The organism is Bradyrhizobium sp. BWC-3-1 (assembly GCF_032917965.1).
Classification (GTDB): domain Bacteria; phylum Pseudomonadota; class Alphaproteobacteria; order Rhizobiales; family Xanthobacteraceae; genus Bradyrhizobium; species Bradyrhizobium canariense_D.
In genome coordinates this window covers 2,250,987-2,267,550 of sequence record NZ_CP136625.1, presented here as the reverse complement: position 1 = coordinate 2,267,550, position 16,564 = coordinate 2,250,987, and the positions used below count along the sequence as shown (strand labels likewise).

The window sequence follows — 16,564 nt, the reverse complement described above, 5'->3', positions numbered from 1 at the left end:
GGCTTGTCCCGCCTGCGCGGCCGAAGCCGCTTCGGCGAGGCGAAGGCCCGGGCATCCACGTTCTTAGTCCCGCGCTTCAAGGCGTGGATGGCCGGGGCAAGCCCGGCCATGACGGTGGAGAGGCTTGGCCGCAAGCTAGCATCGCGTACCGTTTGAACGTTCACCGCCTCCGTGCGATAGACATTCATCCGCCGTTCAGCTGTACGCGGCTGATATCGGTCGATCTCTCACCGGGATTCTTCGTGACTCTTACCGTGGCCTGGCGGCGCTTCATGTTCGCGCTTGTGCTGCTGGCGTCGCCGCCGGCCGGCGCGAGCGTTGCGTTCGGATTCGATGCGATCGAGCTTGCGCAGGCGCAGCTAGAAGCGCAGCCGTCGCCCGCCCCTTCGCCGACGCCATCGGCTTCACCCGCTCCCGCGACCGAGGCGCAGCCCGCTGCCGTCGAGCCGATCGGCAACGTTGCGACGGTGACGGGCATCGCGACCGTGATCCGCGACAAAAATTCCTATCCGCTGCGCGGGCGCGACGACATCTATCTCAACGACGTCGTGCAGACTTCGTCGAACTCATCGCTCGGCATCACCTTCGACGACGCGACCACGTTCAACCTCTCCGCCAGCACGAAGATCACCATCGACACTTACGTCTATGAGGACGGCGGCAAGCACAACGCAGGCATCTTCGACATAGGCAAGGGCACGGTCGCCTTCGTCGCGGCGGCGGTGGCAAAGACCGGCGACATGAAGATCACGACGCCGACGGCCACGCTCGGCATCCGCGGCACCACGGGCGTGGTCGAGGTGCCGGAAGGCGCGGCCGCGAACAAGACCAACAACGTCAACATCAAGCTCTATCCCGACGCCGATGGCCGGGTCGGACACATCGACGTCGACGACCGCACAAGTGGGACCCGGCTCGGCGCGCTGACGCAAGGCGCGAGCGGTTTTGCGATCCGGCCGGGCGCAGCCGCGGCCGGCGTCATGCGCTTTGCCGCGGTGCCGATCACGATTCCCGCACAGCAGATCGCGCGCGACCGCGGCTTCGTCAGCCAGGTGCATCTGGCGCAAACCACGGGCCGGCAGATCGTCACCGAGCAGCGCGACTTCCGCCGCGCCAATCCGACCGCGAGCCCGCGCATTCCGCGGCCGTTCCAGCCGCCGCAACAGCAACAATTGCGGCCGAACACGGCGCCAGGACAACAGCCGCAACAGCCGCAGCGGCCGAACGGCCAGCCCGGTCAGAACAACCGTCCAGGGCAGCAACAGCCAGGCACGCCAAGCCGTCAAGGCGCCCAGCCACAGCGGCAGGGCCAAGGCGGCGCAGTGCAACCAGGCGCGCCGCGCGTGGGTCAAGGTCAGCAACAGCAAGGCGCTCGGCGACCGGCGGGAGGTACGCCGCGCATCGGGCAAGGCACGCAGCCTAACGGCACGCCACAAAACCAGCCGCAGCGCGGTGGGCAGATTCCGCCGCAGCCCGGCGGAGTCGCGCCGCCGCAGCCGGGCGGCACGCAACAGCAGCCCGGTCCGCAGCCGCAACTTCCGCGCACCGGCATGCAGCCCGGCCAGCCGCCCGCTGCTCAACAGCCGGGCATGCAGCGCCCGGGCGGATTCCAGCAGCGCCTCCCCGCCGCACAACGCCCCGCAGCGCCGCGAAGGCCAGCTCCAGTTCCGAAGGAGAAGGAGCGGCGATGACTTTCTTCCTTCTCCCCTTGTGGGAGAAGGTGGCGCGAAGCGCTGGATGAGGGGTTCTCACCGCGAATCCATTGCGACAGCTTCGCGCGTGGAGAGACACCCCTCACCCGCCTCGCCGCTTCGCGGCGAGCCACCCTCTCCCACAAGGGGCGAGGGTGCACCGTCAACGCGGGGCGAGGTGAAGAAAACTCACGCCTCTCCGCGTAGCCAGGCTTTCATCTTCTGCAACAGACCGTGCCGCAACTCGCCCACCGAGCCTGCTTCAGCCGGTGTCAGTGTCTGCAAAGCCGCATCGACATCGTCGGTCGCCAGCGGTGGCGGCTCGGGCGCAGGCGAAGATGTAAGCCCCGCCGCGGCGAGCGCAATCGGGCCAACCTGGGTCAGGAACACCCGCTCATACTCGCGCGACAGGCGCGCGAGCGCGTCTTCCAGGGGCAGCCAGTCGACCACCTTGATGTCGTTCATCAGCTTGCGGACGGGACCGCCCCCGGCCTCCATGCGCCAGAAATGCACGACCTTGGAGCGGCCACCTGACTGATAGACGAGCGTACCCAAAAATTCGTGGATGGCGACGTCGTGGCCGGTCTCTTCCCGCACTTCGCGATGCGCAGCTTGCTTCGGCGTCTCGCCGTCGTCGAGCTTGCCCTTGGGCAAAACCCATTCGTTGCGCTTGCGCTGGCGCACGACGGCAATCAGCGGCGGCGCACCTCGCCGCAGCACAATACCACCCGCCGCCATGACCGGCGCCCGTGCCATCACCACATCCGTCGTCGTAGAAACGTCCCCACCGACGATATAAGCGGCCGCCGCGGCGGATTGAAGGCTAGTTTTTTCTCAGCAACGCTTGACCTGCGCGAATGCGCGTGCCTTCGGCGATGCCGTCGCAGAAGGTGAAATCGCCGGGCGCGAGAATGATGATGGTCGAGCCGTGCTCGAACCAGCCGAGCTCCTCGCCCTTGCTCACGTTGACGTCGCAGGGAAAATTGACCGGCCCCCTGGCCTGCGCATTCAGCACCATGTCGAGGAAGTGCAGGCGGATGCTTGCCACCAGGATCGCGGCGACCGGCACCAGCGTCACAGCTTCGCCGGTGGACAAATGCGTGCGGATCACCGCGCGCTCGTTCTTGCAAAACAGACGCTCGACCCGCTTCAGCGCGATCGGGTTGACGTTCCAGACATCGCCATGGATCAGCGTGACGCGTTCGATATGCGCGTCAAAGGGCGCGTGGAAGCGGTGATACATGCTCGAGGTCAGCCGCAGCGTGACGAAGGAGCCGTTGCGGTGCTGGTTGACCAGCACGGAATCGCCGAGCAAATCGAGCAGCGAGTACGGCGCGCCCTTGACCTGGAACAGCTCGGTATCGGCGATCCGGCCATGGGCGCCGACGATGCCGTCGGACGGACTGGCGACAATGGAGGGGTCCGGATCAAAGCGCCGCAAGCCAGGCTTGAGCTCCCGGGTGAAGCAGTCGTGCAGGCTCCCGAAATGGGTCTTGCGCGCCTCCGTGAGATCGAGGTCGGAGAACAGCTTCCACAGCGCGATGGAGCCGTCCCGCACCAGCGGGTTCTCGATCTTGGAGAACCAGCCCATGAACCGGGTCAACGCGGCGCGCGGGATGCGGTTGGTCAACAGGAAGTTGAGGTCTTCCTGCTGGGTGAAAGAGGCGATGAGGGCTTTGACTGTCATGAATCTGTCAGCTCACAGTATTAGCGCTTGTTGTCATGGAAACGACACTCCCGATTCTTTCTTTGTCCGTGGCCGCCGCAGCGTCCGCTGCCGCCGCCTTCCCGAAGATCAAGGCGCGGATCGAATTGTCCCGCGCCAAGCACCGCTCGCTCGCCGGGCACTCCAAGATGTCCCGCCGGGTGGCAAAGCTGCTTCCGTTCTACGAATTCGAAGGCGATGCGTACTTCGCCTGCGACGGCGCGCCGGCGAACATCGCAGGCCTGCGCAGGGACGGCTTCTTCCGCCTCGCAAGCCTCTACGCCGAGCGCTACCCCAAGGGCCGCGCGATGACGAAGGACGCGGCGGAAAAGATCTCCGACCTGCACTTCACCGAAACATACCGCGTGCCATTCCAGTTCTCGCGTCTCGTCCGCGAGCATTTGGGCACTTCGACATTCGTAGAGTCGTCGCGCGGTGTCACCATTACGGATGTCGACGGCAACACCTCCTACGACCTCACGGGGTCCTACGGCGTCAACATCTTCGGCAACGACTTCTACAAGGAGTGCATCGAGGGCTCCGAGAAGCGGGCGCACGCGCTCGGACCGGTGCTCGGACCCTACCATCCCATCATCCTCGAGAACGTGGCGCGGCTGTGCCAGATCTCGGGCCTCGACGAAGTGTCCTTCCATATGTCCGGCACCGAGGCCGTGATGCAGGCAGTGCGGCTCGCGCGCTACCACACCAGGCGCACGCATCTGGTCCGTTTCGCCGGCGCCTATCACGGCTGGTGGGGCGACGTGCAGCCCGGCGTCGGCAATCCGATTCCTGCGCACGAGACCTACACCCTCGCCGAGATGTCGGAGAAGACGCTGCATGTGCTGCGGACGCGCAAGGACATCGCCTGCGTGCTGGTCAATCCGCTGCAGGGCCTGCATCCGAACGCCAACGCGCCCGGCGACTCCTCGCTGGTCGATTCCTCCCGGGGCGGTAATTTCGACCGCGCGGCCTACACCGAATGGCTCAAGCAGCTGCGCGAGGTCTGCACTGAGCGCGACATCGTGCTGATCTTCGACGAGGTCTTCGTCGGCTTCCGTCTCGCTGCCGGCGGCGCCCAGGAATACTTTGGCGTCAAGGCCGACATGGTGACCTACGGCAAGAGCCTCGCCGGCGGCCTGCCGGTCGGCGTGGTCTGCGGCAAACGCGAGCTGATGCGCCGCTTCCGCGACGACCGCCCCGCCGACGTCTGCTTCGCCCGCGGCACCTTCAACTCGCACCCCTACGTCATGACGGCGATGGACGAGTTTCTGAGCCGGCTCGCCAGCCCGAATTTCCGCGCCGTCTATGACGGACTGGACGAGACCTGGAACGGCCGCGCGCAAAAGCTCAACCAAATGATGAGCGATGCCGACCTGCCGGTGCGGTTCGCAAACTTCTCGTCGATCTGGACGGTGAAATACACCACGCCGTCCCGCTACAACTGGATGCTGCAATATTACCTGCGCGCTGAAGGCCTGTCCTTGAGCTGGGTCGGCACCGGCAGGCTGATCTTCAGCCTGAACTACACCGACGCCGATTTCACCGAGGTCGCCGAGCGTTTCGTCCGCGCGGCCGAGAAGATGAAGGCCGACGGCTTCTGGTGGCACGATGGCGTCCTCACCAACAAGACCATCAAGCGGCAGATCCTGAAAGAGATGCTGGCCAAGCGCTTCGGGCGCTGAGGCTGGTTCCTCCAACGGCGTCATGGCCGGGCACAGCCGTCCGAAGGACGGCGTCGCTTCCGCTCGCCTATGCCCGGCCAGCCACGCGTCTCCGCGCGAGACCTCCAAGACGTGGATGCCCGGGCCTTCGCCTCGCCGAAGCGGCTTCGGCCGCGCAGGCGGGACGAGCCCGGGCATGACGCAACCATCAGACATCGGAGGCCTTGGTGAGAACGGCGCGCTCAGGCGTGCTGCTCTTCGAGCGTGGGCTCACCGATGAGGCCCAGCGTGTGCTCGGGCTTGAGATGCAGGCCGGGATCCATCAGCTCGCCACGCATCAGCGCCAGCGGCGCGTTGCGGTAGAGCATCAAATCGTGGAAGGGGTCGGTCAGGATCTTCGTCATCCAGACGAGACCGGTCTCGACGTCGCGGATGAAGAACAGGTGCACCGTGCGGAACATGAGACCGCCGCCGCCGACGACGAGCCAGATCTTGGCCACTTGCCGCATGAAGTCGGTCGCGCCCGCCCAAGGCGTGAACAGTCCGAACAGAGTCGGATCGACCAACAGCACCACCGGCGACAGCGCCCAGATCGACATCAGCACCACCTTGCGCCGAAGGTTGTAGCCGACCTTGATCTCTTCCTTGTGCTCGTGCGTCGCCTGGTTGATCTGGTCGTAGCCATGCGGCTCGAAGAAGAAGTGGCCGGCCTGGCGCGAGGTCATCGAGACCAGCCAGCCCACCAGCGCGGAGACCATGGGGTCGACGAACAGCCAGACATAGGCGAACAGGAAGCTCAGCGCGCTGACAAAGTGCAGGCTCTGATTGATGCGGCTGTGGTGATAGTAGCGATGGTCGTCCCAGCGCTGGATCCGCAGCTGCTCGAGATAGTTCTTGATCATGCTCTCCCCCAAATGCTTTCGGGTTCAGGATTTACAGGGATTCGATGTAGGCCGTGTGACATCATCATTTTGTCATGTGACGATGCGCAGCGGCGCGATGACGCACGGGTTACGTGAGCTTGGATCAAGCCGCCTTGGCGACGTCGATCTTGCGGAATCGCACCAGCGAGAAATGACCGAGCGGCGGGATCAGGCGGCGCTCGGCGAGCTCGATGCCGTCGGCACCGGCCAGCCATTTGGCATAACGCGACCAGGCGAACTCGGCGGTGCGGAAACCGAGCGGACGTACCACCGGCTGCAGCTTCTGCTCGATGAAGCGGCGCATGCCGGTATCGGCGCTGACGCGGGTGAGGATGATCAGCTCCCCGCCCGGGCGCAGCACGCGGGCGAATTCGTCAAGCGCAACTTCCGGATTCGGCACGGCGGTGACGACGTATTGCGCCATCACGACGTCGAAGGAGTTGTCGGGGAATTCGAGCTTCTCGGCATCCATCACCGCGAGGCCTTCGACGTTCTCTAGGCCGCCCTCGACGACGCGCTGGCGCGCCTTGTCGAGCATCGCCTCCGAGATGTCGGTGCCGAAGATGCGCAGATGCGGCGCGTAGAGCGGCAGCGAGATGCCGGTGCCGACGCCGACCTCGAGCACCCGGCCGCCGATCTTGTTGGTGGCCGCGATCGCGGCCTGCCGGCCTTTTGCGAACACGCCTCCGAACACGAGGTCGTAGACCGGTGCCCAACGATCATAGGCCTGCTCGACCGTGCCACGGGTGAGGTCGAGCTGCTGGGTGCCGTCAAGGTTCATGATCTTAGCCATCGATGAGGTTCTCGCTGTGGTCGAACGGGATCAGCCGCGCACCGGCCGCCGCGCCATGCGAGGCGAGGCGCGCAAGACGCGGCTGGGCTGAAGTGAAGTGAGGTTGCCGACGAATTGGCGCGCGCTGTTTTCCCAGGAGCGCTCCAGCGCGAAGTTGCGGCAGGTCTCGCGCGACATGGTCAGTGCGCGCAGGCACGCTTCGCGCAAATCGTGGTCGATCGCGCCGATCGGATGATCTGCGATGACGTCCTTCGGTCCCGTCACCGGAAACGCCGCAACCGGCGTGCCGCAGGCGAGCGCTTCGAGCTGCACCACGCCGAACGTGTCGGTCAGGCTCGGAAACACGAACACGTCAGCGGCGGCGAGGTGCGCGGTGAGGTCAGCGCCCTTCTTCTCGCCGAGGAAGACCACGTCGGGAAATTTCTTTTCAAGGCCGGCCTTCTGCGGACCGTCGCCGATGACGACCTTGGTGCCGGGCAGGTCGAGCGAGAGGAAAGCCTCGAGGTTCTTCTCCACCGCCACGCGGCCCATCGTCATGAAGATCGGCCCGGGCAGATCGAGCTTGGCTGGAGAGTCCGGATGAAACAGCTCGGTGTTCACGCCGCGGGTCCAGAAGCCGAGCCGCTTGAAACCGCGCTCGGACAGCTCCTGCCGCAGCGAGGGCGTCGCGACCATCGTCATGACGGCGGCATCGTGGAAGTGGCGCAGCACGGCGTAGCCGACGCTCGCGGGGATGCCGGTTCGCACCGAGACGTATTCGGGAAAGCGCGTGGTGTAGGAGGTGGTGAAGGCGAGCCGGTTGCGACGGCAATAAGCCCGCGCCGCCCAGCCGATCGGCCCTTCGGTCGCGATGTGCAGCGCCTCCGGCGCCGCCCTCTCGATCCGCCGCCCAATCTCCCTGCCGCTCGGCAGCGCAATGCGCAGCCCCGGATAGGTCGGCAACGGCCATGACCGAAAGCCGTCCGGCGTCAGGAAGTCGATCTCGACATCCAATGCCTTGGCCGCGCCAGCCAGCGAGGTCAGCGTCCGCACCACACCGTTGACCTGCGGATGCCAGGCGTCAGTCGCGATTAATACCCGCATGGGGAAATCCCGAGATTTTTATGATTCTCGGCTTAGGACCATCAACCACGGATATTTCAGGCGTGTGACGTCATGGAAGTGTCGGCCCGCTGTTTTGTTCGTTAACGGGTCCGCGCAGCCACGAAACCGTCATGAAACAATCCTTTCCGCCATGAAACCGTTTTCGGTTTTCCGCGCAAACGTCCCGAAACTTCTTGCCGTTAGTGATCTAGGCAACAGAGCACCGCAACGGTGCCGGGTGACCAAGAAACACCGCGCAAACAGGGGCGACCGATGATCAATCTGGAGACGTTGAAGACTTATTCGCGCGCCGTTGCGTTTGGCGCAGTGGCTGTCACCGCGATCGCGTTCGCCGGCCCGGCCAAGGCCGCGCCTGTGCAGCTCTTCCCCTTCTTCCAGCCGCTGCCGCCGATCGCAGCGCCGCAGCCGTACCAGCCTTATCAAGCGACGCCCTATCGGGCCGCGCCGTCCGAGGAGCAGGACGCGGTCGAAACGCCGGCCCGCTTCCGCCGCCAGACCGTCTCCTATGCGACGCGTGAGGCGCCGGGCACCATCATCATCGATACGCCCAACACCTATCTCTATCTCGTGCTCGGCAATGGCCAGGCGATGCGCTACGGCATCGGCGTCGGCCGCGACGGTTTCACCTGGTCCGGCACCCAGTCGGTGACCAAGAAGGCGGAGTGGCCGGATTGGACCCCGCCGCCGGAGATGATCGCCCGCCAACCCTATCTGCCGCGCCACATGGCCGGCGGTCCCGGCAATCCGCTCGGCGCCCGCGCCATGTATCTCGGCGGCACCATCTACCGCATCCACGGCACCAACGCACCCGACACCATCGGCAAGCACGTCTCCTCCGGCTGCATCCGCCTGACCAATGACGATGTCGCGGACCTGTACTCCCGCGTCAACGTCGGCACCAAGGTGATCGTGCTGCCGATGACGGAGCGCCGCGCAGAACTCGGAGCCGCAACGCGGTAAGCGACAGGACATTGTGACGCAAGCGGCCCCGGAACCCACCGGGGCCGTTTTCGTTGGCCCTCTGCATACCGATGCGCGCGCGTGCTGCGGCGCGATCCCCGATGGAGGCGCGAATGCAATCACGTCCGCAAACGCCGCAAGGCAAATGCCTGCGCGCGATCGCTGCCGCCGTGGCACTGCTGCTGACCGTGCCCACCTCGCGCGCACAGCAGCCGGGGAGCGACGATGCAGCCCAGCAAGCCTTCAACAATTCCTGCCGCACCTGCCACTCGGTGAAAGAGGGCGACAATCGTCTGGGCCCCAACCTCAACAAAATCGTCGGACGCAAGGCCGGCGCGCTGCCGAACTACAACTATTCTTCGTCGATGAAGGAAGCCGGCTTCGTCTGGGACCAGGACAAACTCACCCGCTTCATGCTCAAGCCGGACGAGGTCGTCTCCGGCAACAAGATGCAGCCCTATGGCGGCGTCTCGGCGGAGGAAGCGGGCAAGATCGTTGCCTATTTGCAGGCGGCTTCGCAGTAGGGCCACCGGCCCCGCCGATCTGCGATCAGCCTCAGCCACGCCGCCGAATGAAACGCGCTCATCAGCAGATACATCGGCACCATCCCGCCGAGCATCGCCCCATGTCCGGAGCCACACAGCATGTCCGCCGGGCCATCAAGCATGGCCGTCAGTACGGCCATGATCGCGAAGGTCGGCGTCGCCGCCAGCCCCAACCATCTGGCGAGGTGGCGCGCAGCCACCACACCGTTGCGGCTCGCGCCGGCCATTGCGCTGACGGGACTAGTCACGTCCTTCAGCCGCCTCCTCGCGAAAAGCCTTCTCGCCCGCGGTCGAGATCTCGACCCATCTCTTGTCGGGCGCCGCACCTTCGGTGTAGCTGTCGTGCCAGTTCCACCATTTGTAGGTCGGCGTCTGCGGATAGCCTTTCGGCGAATGCTCCCAGACCTCCTGCCGTCCCAGCGGCGTGATGTCGAGGTAATTCCAGGTGCCGCCCATCTGCTCGTCGCCCCGGCTCTTGACGAAATAGGTGCGGAAGATCCGGTCGCCGTCGCGGAAGAACACGTTGGTCCCGTGCCACTCGTCGACGCCGAAATCCGCATCGAAACTGTCGGTGACGGTGACCCATGGCATGGTCCAGCCCATCCGCTGCTTCAGCCTGCTGATATCGGCCTGCGGTGCGCGCGAGGCGAACACCAGCGTGGTGTCGCGGGCATTGAGGTGCGCGACATGCGCGACCTGGTCGGCCACCATGGAGCAGCCGCGGCAGGCATGATCCGGCCAGCCGAACACGCCCGGCTCGAAGAACGCACGGTAGACGATCAGCTGCCGCCGGCCCTGGAACAGGTCGTGCAGACTGACCTTGCCGCCCGGCCCCTCGAACGCATAGGTTTTGGTCACTTCCATCCACGGCATGCGCCGGCGCTCGGCCGCCAGGGCATCGCGGGCACGGGTATGCGCCTTTTCCTTCACGAGCAGTTGCTGACGGGCGGCCTCCCAGTCCTGCGGCGACACCACCGGCGGTGTTTGCATGGCGGCTTGTCCGTTATTTCCTGCGTTGTCAGCTGATGTCATCATGGCTCTCCAACTTTTCCCGGGCGGCCGTTCCGTATCTCGCTATGCAAGATGCGGAACCGCTCGCCCCTCGCCGCACATTGTCGGCCGTCAACGATCTCTCGCACCGGACGGTTGCGTGGTGGGAGTAACAAGTGTGGCGGGATTTGAATGGAGTCGCTGATCACGGCCGCGGCGCGCGCGCTCCAAGCCGGCGATCCGCTCGGCGCGCTGAACCGCGTTGCGCTGCGCAACGATGCACCTTCGCTGGCGCTGCGCGGCATCGCGATGGCGCAACTCGGCGATCTCGCCAAGGCGAAGACGCTGCTGCGCAGCGCCGCACGTGCCTTCGGCCCGAGAGAGGCGGTCGCGCGGGCAAGATGCGTCGTCGCGGAGGCCGAGATCGCACTCGTCTCGCGCGACCTGAATTGGCCGGCCAACACGCTCGTGGCCGCGCGGGCGACGCTCGCAAGCCACGGTGACCTCGCCAACGCGGCCCATGCGGGTCACATCGAGGCGCGCCGACTTCTCCTTCTCGGGCGCCTTGACGAGGCCGAACGCACGCTGGCCGACATCAAGTCCACGCCGCTGCCCCCGGCTGCGCAGGTCGGCCGCGAACTCGTGATTGCCGGCATCGCGATCCGGCGGCTCAGAACGAAAGACGCGCGCGCGGCGCTCGGGCGCGCGGCGAGCGCAGCACGACAGGCCGGCATTCCCGCGCTTGCGGCCGAGGTCGAAGGCACGAGCCGCGTGCTCGACACGCCCGCAGCGCGCTTGATCACGCGCGGGCACGAACGGCCGCTACTGCTCGAGGAGGTCGAGGACCTCGTGACATCGGAGGCGCTCGTGGTGGACACGTTCCATCACGCGGTTCGCAGGCGAGGCATCCTCGTGCCGCTCGGAACGCGGCCGGTGCTGTTCGCACTCGCGCGCATCCTGGCGCAGGCCTGGCCGGCCGATGTCTCGCGGGAAGGGTTGATCACGGGAGCGTTTCAGGCAAGGCACGTCGATGAATCGCATCGCGCCCGGCTGCGCGTCGAAATCGGGCGGCTCCGCACCAAGCTCAAGCCTCTGGCCGACGTCAGCGCGACCAGGCAAGGTTTTGCGCTGACGCCGCGCAACACGCGGCAGGTTCTCGTCCTCGCACGGCCCGTCGAGGAGAAGCACGCCAATGTGCTCGCCTTCCTCTCTGATGGCGAGCCCTGGTCGAGTTCGGCGCTCGCGCTGGCGCTGGGAACGAGCGCGCGCACCGTGCAACGGGCCCTCGAAGAGCTGGCGCGATCGAACAAGGTGCAGTCCTTCGGACACGGACGGGCGCGGCGCTGGATGACGCCGCCCGTGCCGGGTTTCCCGACAGGCTTGTTACTCCCCGGACCGCTCATGAAGACGTAAAGTGGGATTCACACCGCAGGGACCGAGCAGATGAAACGTTCAGCCGCCGAGATCGTCAGGGAATACGGGCCCTATGCAGGCGTCGAAGCCGTGCACGGCGTCACCTATGACGGCAGCCTTATGTGGTTCGCATCCGGCGACAGATTGAACGCGGTCGACCCGGCCGATGGCAAGATCACCCGCTCCATCGATGTCGCCGCGCATGCGGGAACGGCGTTCGACGGCCGCCACCTGTTCCAGATCGCCGAGGACCGCATCCAGAAGATCGACGCTGTGACCGGCAAGGTGCTCGCCACCATCCCGGCACCCGGCGGCGGCGGCGATTCCGGACTGGCCTGGGCCGAGGGCTCGCTCTGGGTCGGACAGTATCGGGAGCGCAAGATCCATCAGGTCGATCCCCAGACGGGAAAAATTCTCCGCACCATCGAAAGCAAGCGCTTCGTCACCGGCGTGACCTGGGTCGACGGCGAGCTCTGGCACGGCACCTGGGAAGGCGAGGACAGCGACATCAGGCGGATCGACCCCGAGACGGGCAAGGTGCTGGAGCAGCTCGACCTGCCCGCCGGGACGATGGTGTCAGGATTGGAGTCCGATGGCGGCGACCGTTTCTTCTGCGGTGGCGGAGATCGCGGCAATGTGAGGGCGGTGCGCCGTCCGAAGCGCGGCTAGGTACGCGAGGACGAATGCGCGGCAACGGTGCGTTCGCGGCCGTTAATATGTTTGCCCCAATTCCACCCCATCGGTGGGCTCTAGCGCCCTCCTTGCCTGCCCTGTAGACTTCTGCCCCGGGGCGGCCTGGGGGATTGATGCGACTGACGCTGAACTTGAAAACTGTCCTGATCGCCGTCGCGGTGCTCGCGGCGTCGTTTTTCATCAGCCTGAAGGCGATGGACTGGCTGTCGCCGCGGGCGACGAATTCCGCGCCGCCGGTCGCGCAATTGCCGCCGCTGCCGCCGGTCTCGAAGAGCTCGATCGTGGTGGCGCCGGTCGCCATCGCGCTGTCGGCGATCCGCGAGCAGGCCGAGAAGGCCGCTCCGCGCAATTTCGCCGGCAAGGCCGAGAACCCGATCTCGCAAATCCTGGAGAACGCCGACATCGGCTGGTCGGCGGTACGCGGGCCGATGGCGACTGCCGGCGACAAGGACGTGCTGACGATCTCGACTCCGCTCACGGGCAAGCTGAACGTGACGGGCTCGCTGTCCTCGAAAGCCACCGGCGCGCTCGGCAGCGTGCTCGGCGGCAATGCCGCGAAACAGATCGGCGCGGTCAACATCAAGAATTTGAACGCCAGCGCCGAGATCAAGGGCAACGTCGTCGTCACCTCGCGGCCGAAGCTCGCGGCCAACTGGCATCTCGAGCCCAATCTCGGCGCCCAGGTCAATCTTGGCGATACCAACCTCAACATTTCGGGCGCCAAGGTCAACGTGCCTGCGCAGGTGAAGCCGCTGATCGACAAGACCGTCGGCGAACAGATCAACGCCGTCTCCGAACGCATGCGCAACGATCCGACCTTGCGGGACAACGCGAAGCTGCAATGGGCCAAGGCCTGCCGCTCGATCCCGCTGCAAGGCTCGGGGTCTTCCGCCGCGCTGCCGCCGCTTTGGCTCGAGATGAAGCCGACCCGCGCCATCGCGGCACAGCCGCGCGTCGACGCACAGAACGTGACGCTGCTGCTTGGCCTCGAGCTCGAGACGCGCGTGATCTCGACGCCGACCAAGCCCGACTGCCCGTTCCCCGACAAGATCTCGATCGTGCCGCCGACCGGCACCGGTGTGAACATTGGCGTGCCGATCGACGTGCCCTTCACCGAGATCAACAAGCTCATCGCGGCGCAGATGGTCGGCCACACCTATCCCGAGGACGGCTCCGGCCCGGTCGATGTCACCGTCAAGAGCGTCAACGTGATCCCGTCGGGCGAGCGCCTCCTGATCTCGCTGCTGGTGCGCGCCAAGGAGAAGAAGAGCTGGCTTGGTCTCGGCGCCGAAGCGACCGTGCACATCTGGGGCCGGCCGATGCTCGACCAGGCGCAGCAGACGCTGCGGCTCGCCGACATCCAGCTCGCCGTGGAATCCGAGGCGGCCTTCGGCCTGCTGGGTGCCGCGGCGCGCGCGGTGGTGCCGCAGATGCAGCAGGCGCTGGTGCAGAAAGCGACGGTCGATCTGAAGCCGATTGCCGCCAACGCACGCGAGAAGATCGCCGCCGCGATCGCCGACTATCAGAAGAACGAGGATGGCATCAAGGTCGAGGCGAAGATCGACAGCCTGAGCCTCGCCGACATCGCCTTCGACTCCAAGACGCTGCGCGTGATCGCGGAAGCCGGGGGCTCGCTGAATGTATCCGTGACGAAGCTGTCGGGGATGTAGCGCGCCCCTTTTCCCGACGGGTCCGTGCGCGCAGTCGCTTGCGCCGCTGGCAATCTGGTCGGACGATGCTAAGCTGTTCCTCGCACCCCGGGGACGGGGTGCTGACAGCACTGTGGCTGACAACGCGAGGACGACATGGAAGCCGGCATGGTTACGCCTGCGCCGGCGCTGGTGCGCTTTTCCGGCATTCAGAAGACCTATGATGGCGAGCACCTCGTGGTGAAAAACCTCGATCTCGACATCAGGAAGGGCGAGTTCGTCACCCTGCTTGGTCCGTCGGGCTCGGGCAAGACGACCACCCTGATGATGCTGGCGGGTTTCGAGGTTCCGACCCATGGCGAGATCTTCCTCGCGGACCGACCGATCAAGAACGTGCCGGCACACAAGCGCGACATCGGCATGGTGTTCCAGAATTATGCCCTGTTTCCGCACCTGACGATTGCGGAGAATATCGCCTTCCCGCTCTCCGTTCGCAACGCGAACAAGGCCGAAGCGCAGGATCGTGTCAAAGCGGCATTGCGCATGATCAAGATGGAAACTCTGGCGCAGCGGCGGCCCGGGCAGCTGTCCGGCGGTCAACAGCAGCGCGTGGCGCTGGCCCGCGCCCTTGTTTTCAATCCGCAACTCGTGCTGATGGACGAGCCGCTGGGCGCCCTGGACAAGCGCCTGCGGGAGCAGATGCAACTGGAGATCAAGCAACTGCACGAGACGATGGGCATCACCGTCGTCTACGTCACCCACGATCAAAGTGAAGCGCTCACCATGTCGGATCGCATCGCCGTATTCAACGACGGCATCGTGCAGCAGATCGACAGGCCCGACGCGCTGTATGAGCATCCGGTGAACAGCTTCGTCGCCCATTTCATCGGCGAGAACAACGTGCTGTCCGGCACCGTCGAGATGCTTGAAAAGGAATATTGCCGCGTTGCGCTGGCGGGCGGCGGCGCCGTGACCGCACGAGCGGTCAACGTATCAGGCGCCGGCGCATCGACCTCGCTGTCGGTGCGGCCGGAGCGGATCGCCATCATCCCGGATGGCACCTCCGGCGACGAACCGAACCGACTGCCGGCCAAGGTGCAGAACACCATCTATCTCGGCGACCACGCGCTGGCCGTGCTCGACGTCGCCGACAACAAGGAGTTCATGGTCAAGCTTCAGCCGGGGACACATGACAGCCTGAGAGCTGGCAGCCTTACAGCTGGCAGCCTGAGACCTGGCGATGACGTGTTCATCACCTTCCGCCCGGAGGACTGCCTGGCCCTCGATCCCGTCTGATCCGACCATGCAGCATCGCTCCAAGGCGGGCGGACCTGCACCGACCAAGCTCAACGTCACGTGAAGAAGGAACAAAGACCATGCTGAAGCGCAAGATTATTCTGGGTTTCGCCGCGGCATTCACTGCCAGCGCGACGCTGGCCACGGTCGCGCAGGCGCGTGACCTCACCGTTGTGTCGTGGGGCGGCGCCTATCAGGATGCCCAGAAGAAGGTCTATTTCGAGCCGTTCAAGAAAGCGACCGGTGTTCCCTTGAATGACGAGTCCTGGGACGGCGGCGTCGGCGTGTTGCGCGCCAAGGTGCAGGGTGGTGCCGCCACCTGGGACGTCGTCCAGGTCGAGAGCGACGAGCTGGCGGTTGGCTGCGAGGAAGGCCTGTTCGAAAAGCTCGACTATTCGAAGATCGGCGGCGAGGCCGCCTATATCCCACCGTCGGTCAATCCTTGCGGCGTCGGCGCCATCCTCTACGATTTCGTTCTCGGCTACGACAAGGACAAGTTGAAGGAGGCCCCGAAGGGCTGGGCCGACTTCTTCGACACCAAGAAGATCCCGGGCAAGCGTGCCCTGCGTCAGGGGCCGAAGACCACGCTGGAGATCGCCCTCATGGCCGACGGCGTCGCGCCAAAGGACGTCTACAAGGTGCTGGCGACCGACGAGGGCGTCGAGCGCGCGTTCAAGAAGCTGGACACCATCAAGGGCGACATCGTCTGGTGGAAGGCCGGCGCTCAGCCGCCGCAATTGCTCGCCTCCGGCGAGGTGGCAATGACCTCGGTCTACAATGGCCGCATCGACACCGCGAACAAGAACGAGAAGAAGAATTTTGGCATGGTCTGGGACGGAGCGCTCTTCACCCTCGACACTTGGGTGATCCTGAAAGGCAGCCCGAACAAGGACGCGGCCTACAAGTTCCTGGACTTCGTCGGCAAGGCTGAGAACCAGTCGAAACTGTCGGAGAACATTGCTTATGGCACCTCGAACAAGGACGCAGCCGCCCTGCTCGCGCCTGCTGTTCTGAAGGACCTGCCGACAGCGCCTGACAACATCAAGAATGCGGTCGAGATCAATGTTGCCTTCTGGCTCGAGAACATCGACCGCCTGACCGAGCGCTTCAACAAATGGGCCGCGAAATAGCGTCCCCACAA

General features: G+C 65.3%; 16 protein-coding genes. 9 read left to right on the top strand and 7 right to left on the bottom strand.

All coding sequences use genetic code 11. The features are described from left to right. Nucleotides 1-272 precede the first annotated feature (272 nt). Complete coding sequence (locus RX329_RS11025) at nucleotides 273-1,691, top strand: FecR domain-containing protein (RefSeq protein WP_085385425.1); 1,419 nt, start codon at nucleotides 273-275, stop codon at nucleotides 1,689-1,691. Nucleotides 1,692-1,880: 189 nt separating this feature from the next. Here RX329_RS11025 and RX329_RS11020 read toward each other — a convergent pair whose 3' ends face one another. Together RX329_RS11020 and asd are read right to left on the bottom strand one after the other, a co-directional pair. Beyond that, nucleotides 1,881-2,447, bottom strand: a complete 567-nt coding sequence (locus RX329_RS11020) for an NUDIX hydrolase (RefSeq protein ID WP_085385385.1) — start codon at nucleotides 2,445-2,447, stop codon at nucleotides 1,881-1,883. 67 nt (nucleotides 2,448-2,514) lie between these two features. Further along, nucleotides 2,515-3,378: an archaetidylserine decarboxylase gene (gene asd, locus RX329_RS11015; protein ID WP_317245875.1), complete on the bottom strand. Its 864-nt coding sequence runs from the start codon at nucleotides 3,376-3,378 to the stop codon at nucleotides 2,515-2,517. Nucleotides 3,379-3,413: 35 nt separating this feature from the next. On the opposite strand from asd, the gene RX329_RS11010 reads away from it, so the two are divergent. Continuing rightward, on the top strand, nucleotides 3,414-5,078 hold the full coding sequence (locus tag RX329_RS11010) for an aminotransferase class III-fold pyridoxal phosphate-dependent enzyme (protein WP_085385384.1): 1,665 nt from the start codon (nucleotides 3,414-3,416) through the stop codon (nucleotides 5,076-5,078). A gap of 221 nt (nucleotides 5,079-5,299) precedes the next feature. Here RX329_RS11010 and RX329_RS11005 read toward each other — a convergent pair whose 3' ends face one another. The 3 genes from RX329_RS11005 to RX329_RS10995 form a co-directional block, all read right to left on the bottom strand. Beyond that, entirely contained in the window at nucleotides 5,300-5,959 is a 660-nt protein-coding gene (locus RX329_RS11005; RefSeq protein WP_085349114.1) for a hypothetical protein, read from the bottom strand. Nucleotides 5,960-6,083: 124 nt separating this feature from the next. Further along, nucleotides 6,084-6,773: a class I SAM-dependent methyltransferase gene (locus tag RX329_RS11000; RefSeq protein WP_085349115.1), complete on the bottom strand. Its 690-nt coding sequence runs from the start codon at nucleotides 6,771-6,773 to the stop codon at nucleotides 6,084-6,086. 30 nt (nucleotides 6,774-6,803) lie between these two features. Continuing rightward, entirely contained in the window at nucleotides 6,804-7,856 is a 1,053-nt protein-coding gene (locus RX329_RS10995) for a glycosyltransferase family 4 protein (RefSeq protein ID WP_085385383.1), read from the bottom strand. A gap of 273 nt (nucleotides 7,857-8,129) precedes the next feature. Between RX329_RS10995 and RX329_RS10990 the strand changes: the two genes are divergently transcribed. Then, nucleotides 8,130-8,837 (top strand): L,D-transpeptidase, encoded by a 708-nt coding sequence (locus RX329_RS10990; RefSeq protein WP_085385382.1) that lies wholly within the window; start codon nucleotides 8,130-8,132, stop codon nucleotides 8,835-8,837. A 113-nt stretch (nucleotides 8,838-8,950) separates the two neighbouring features. Then, nucleotides 8,951-9,361, top strand: coding sequence for a c-type cytochrome (locus tag RX329_RS10985; RefSeq protein ID WP_039799008.1), 411 nt, complete (start codon nucleotides 8,951-8,953; stop codon nucleotides 9,359-9,361). On the opposite strand, the gene RX329_RS10980 is transcribed toward RX329_RS10985, so the two are convergent. After that, complete coding sequence (locus RX329_RS10980) at nucleotides 9,337-9,630, bottom strand: hypothetical protein (protein ID WP_039798961.1); 294 nt, start codon at nucleotides 9,628-9,630, stop codon at nucleotides 9,337-9,339. The genes RX329_RS10985 and RX329_RS10980 overlap by 25 nt on opposite strands. Then, a complete protein-coding gene (locus RX329_RS10975; RefSeq protein WP_317245874.1) occupies nucleotides 9,623-10,417 on the bottom strand; it encodes a DUF899 domain-containing protein in 795 nt (264 codons plus the stop codon). Before RX329_RS10975 ends, RX329_RS10980 begins: the two co-directional genes overlap by 8 nt. A gap of 147 nt (nucleotides 10,418-10,564) precedes the next feature. Between RX329_RS10975 and RX329_RS10970 the strand changes: the two genes are divergently transcribed. The 5 genes from RX329_RS10970 to RX329_RS10950 all read left to right on the top strand — a co-directional run bounded on the left by RX329_RS10970 (nucleotide 10,565) and on the right by RX329_RS10950 (nucleotide 16,553). Then, on the top strand, nucleotides 10,565-11,785 hold the full coding sequence (locus RX329_RS10970; protein WP_085385380.1) for a helix-turn-helix domain-containing protein: 1,221 nt from the start codon (nucleotides 10,565-10,567) through the stop codon (nucleotides 11,783-11,785). A gap of 30 nt (nucleotides 11,786-11,815) precedes the next feature. Continuing rightward, the gene (locus tag RX329_RS10965) at nucleotides 11,816-12,454 is read left to right on the top strand and encodes a DUF5074 domain-containing protein (RefSeq protein WP_085385379.1); all 639 of its coding nucleotides are present in this window, start codon (nucleotides 11,816-11,818) and stop codon (nucleotides 12,452-12,454) included. A gap of 137 nt (nucleotides 12,455-12,591) precedes the next feature. After that, entirely contained in the window at nucleotides 12,592-14,148 is a 1,557-nt protein-coding gene (locus RX329_RS10960) for a DUF4403 family protein (RefSeq protein WP_317245873.1), read from the top strand. A 135-nt stretch (nucleotides 14,149-14,283) separates the two neighbouring features. Then, the gene (locus RX329_RS10955; protein ID WP_317245872.1) at nucleotides 14,284-15,423 is read left to right on the top strand and encodes an ABC transporter ATP-binding protein; all 1,140 of its coding nucleotides are present in this window, start codon (nucleotides 14,284-14,286) and stop codon (nucleotides 15,421-15,423) included. A gap of 80 nt (nucleotides 15,424-15,503) precedes the next feature. After that, the gene (locus RX329_RS10950) at nucleotides 15,504-16,553 is read left to right on the top strand and encodes an ABC transporter substrate-binding protein (RefSeq protein WP_085361438.1); all 1,050 of its coding nucleotides are present in this window, start codon (nucleotides 15,504-15,506) and stop codon (nucleotides 16,551-16,553) included. Nucleotides 16,554-16,564: the final 11 nt, after the last annotated feature.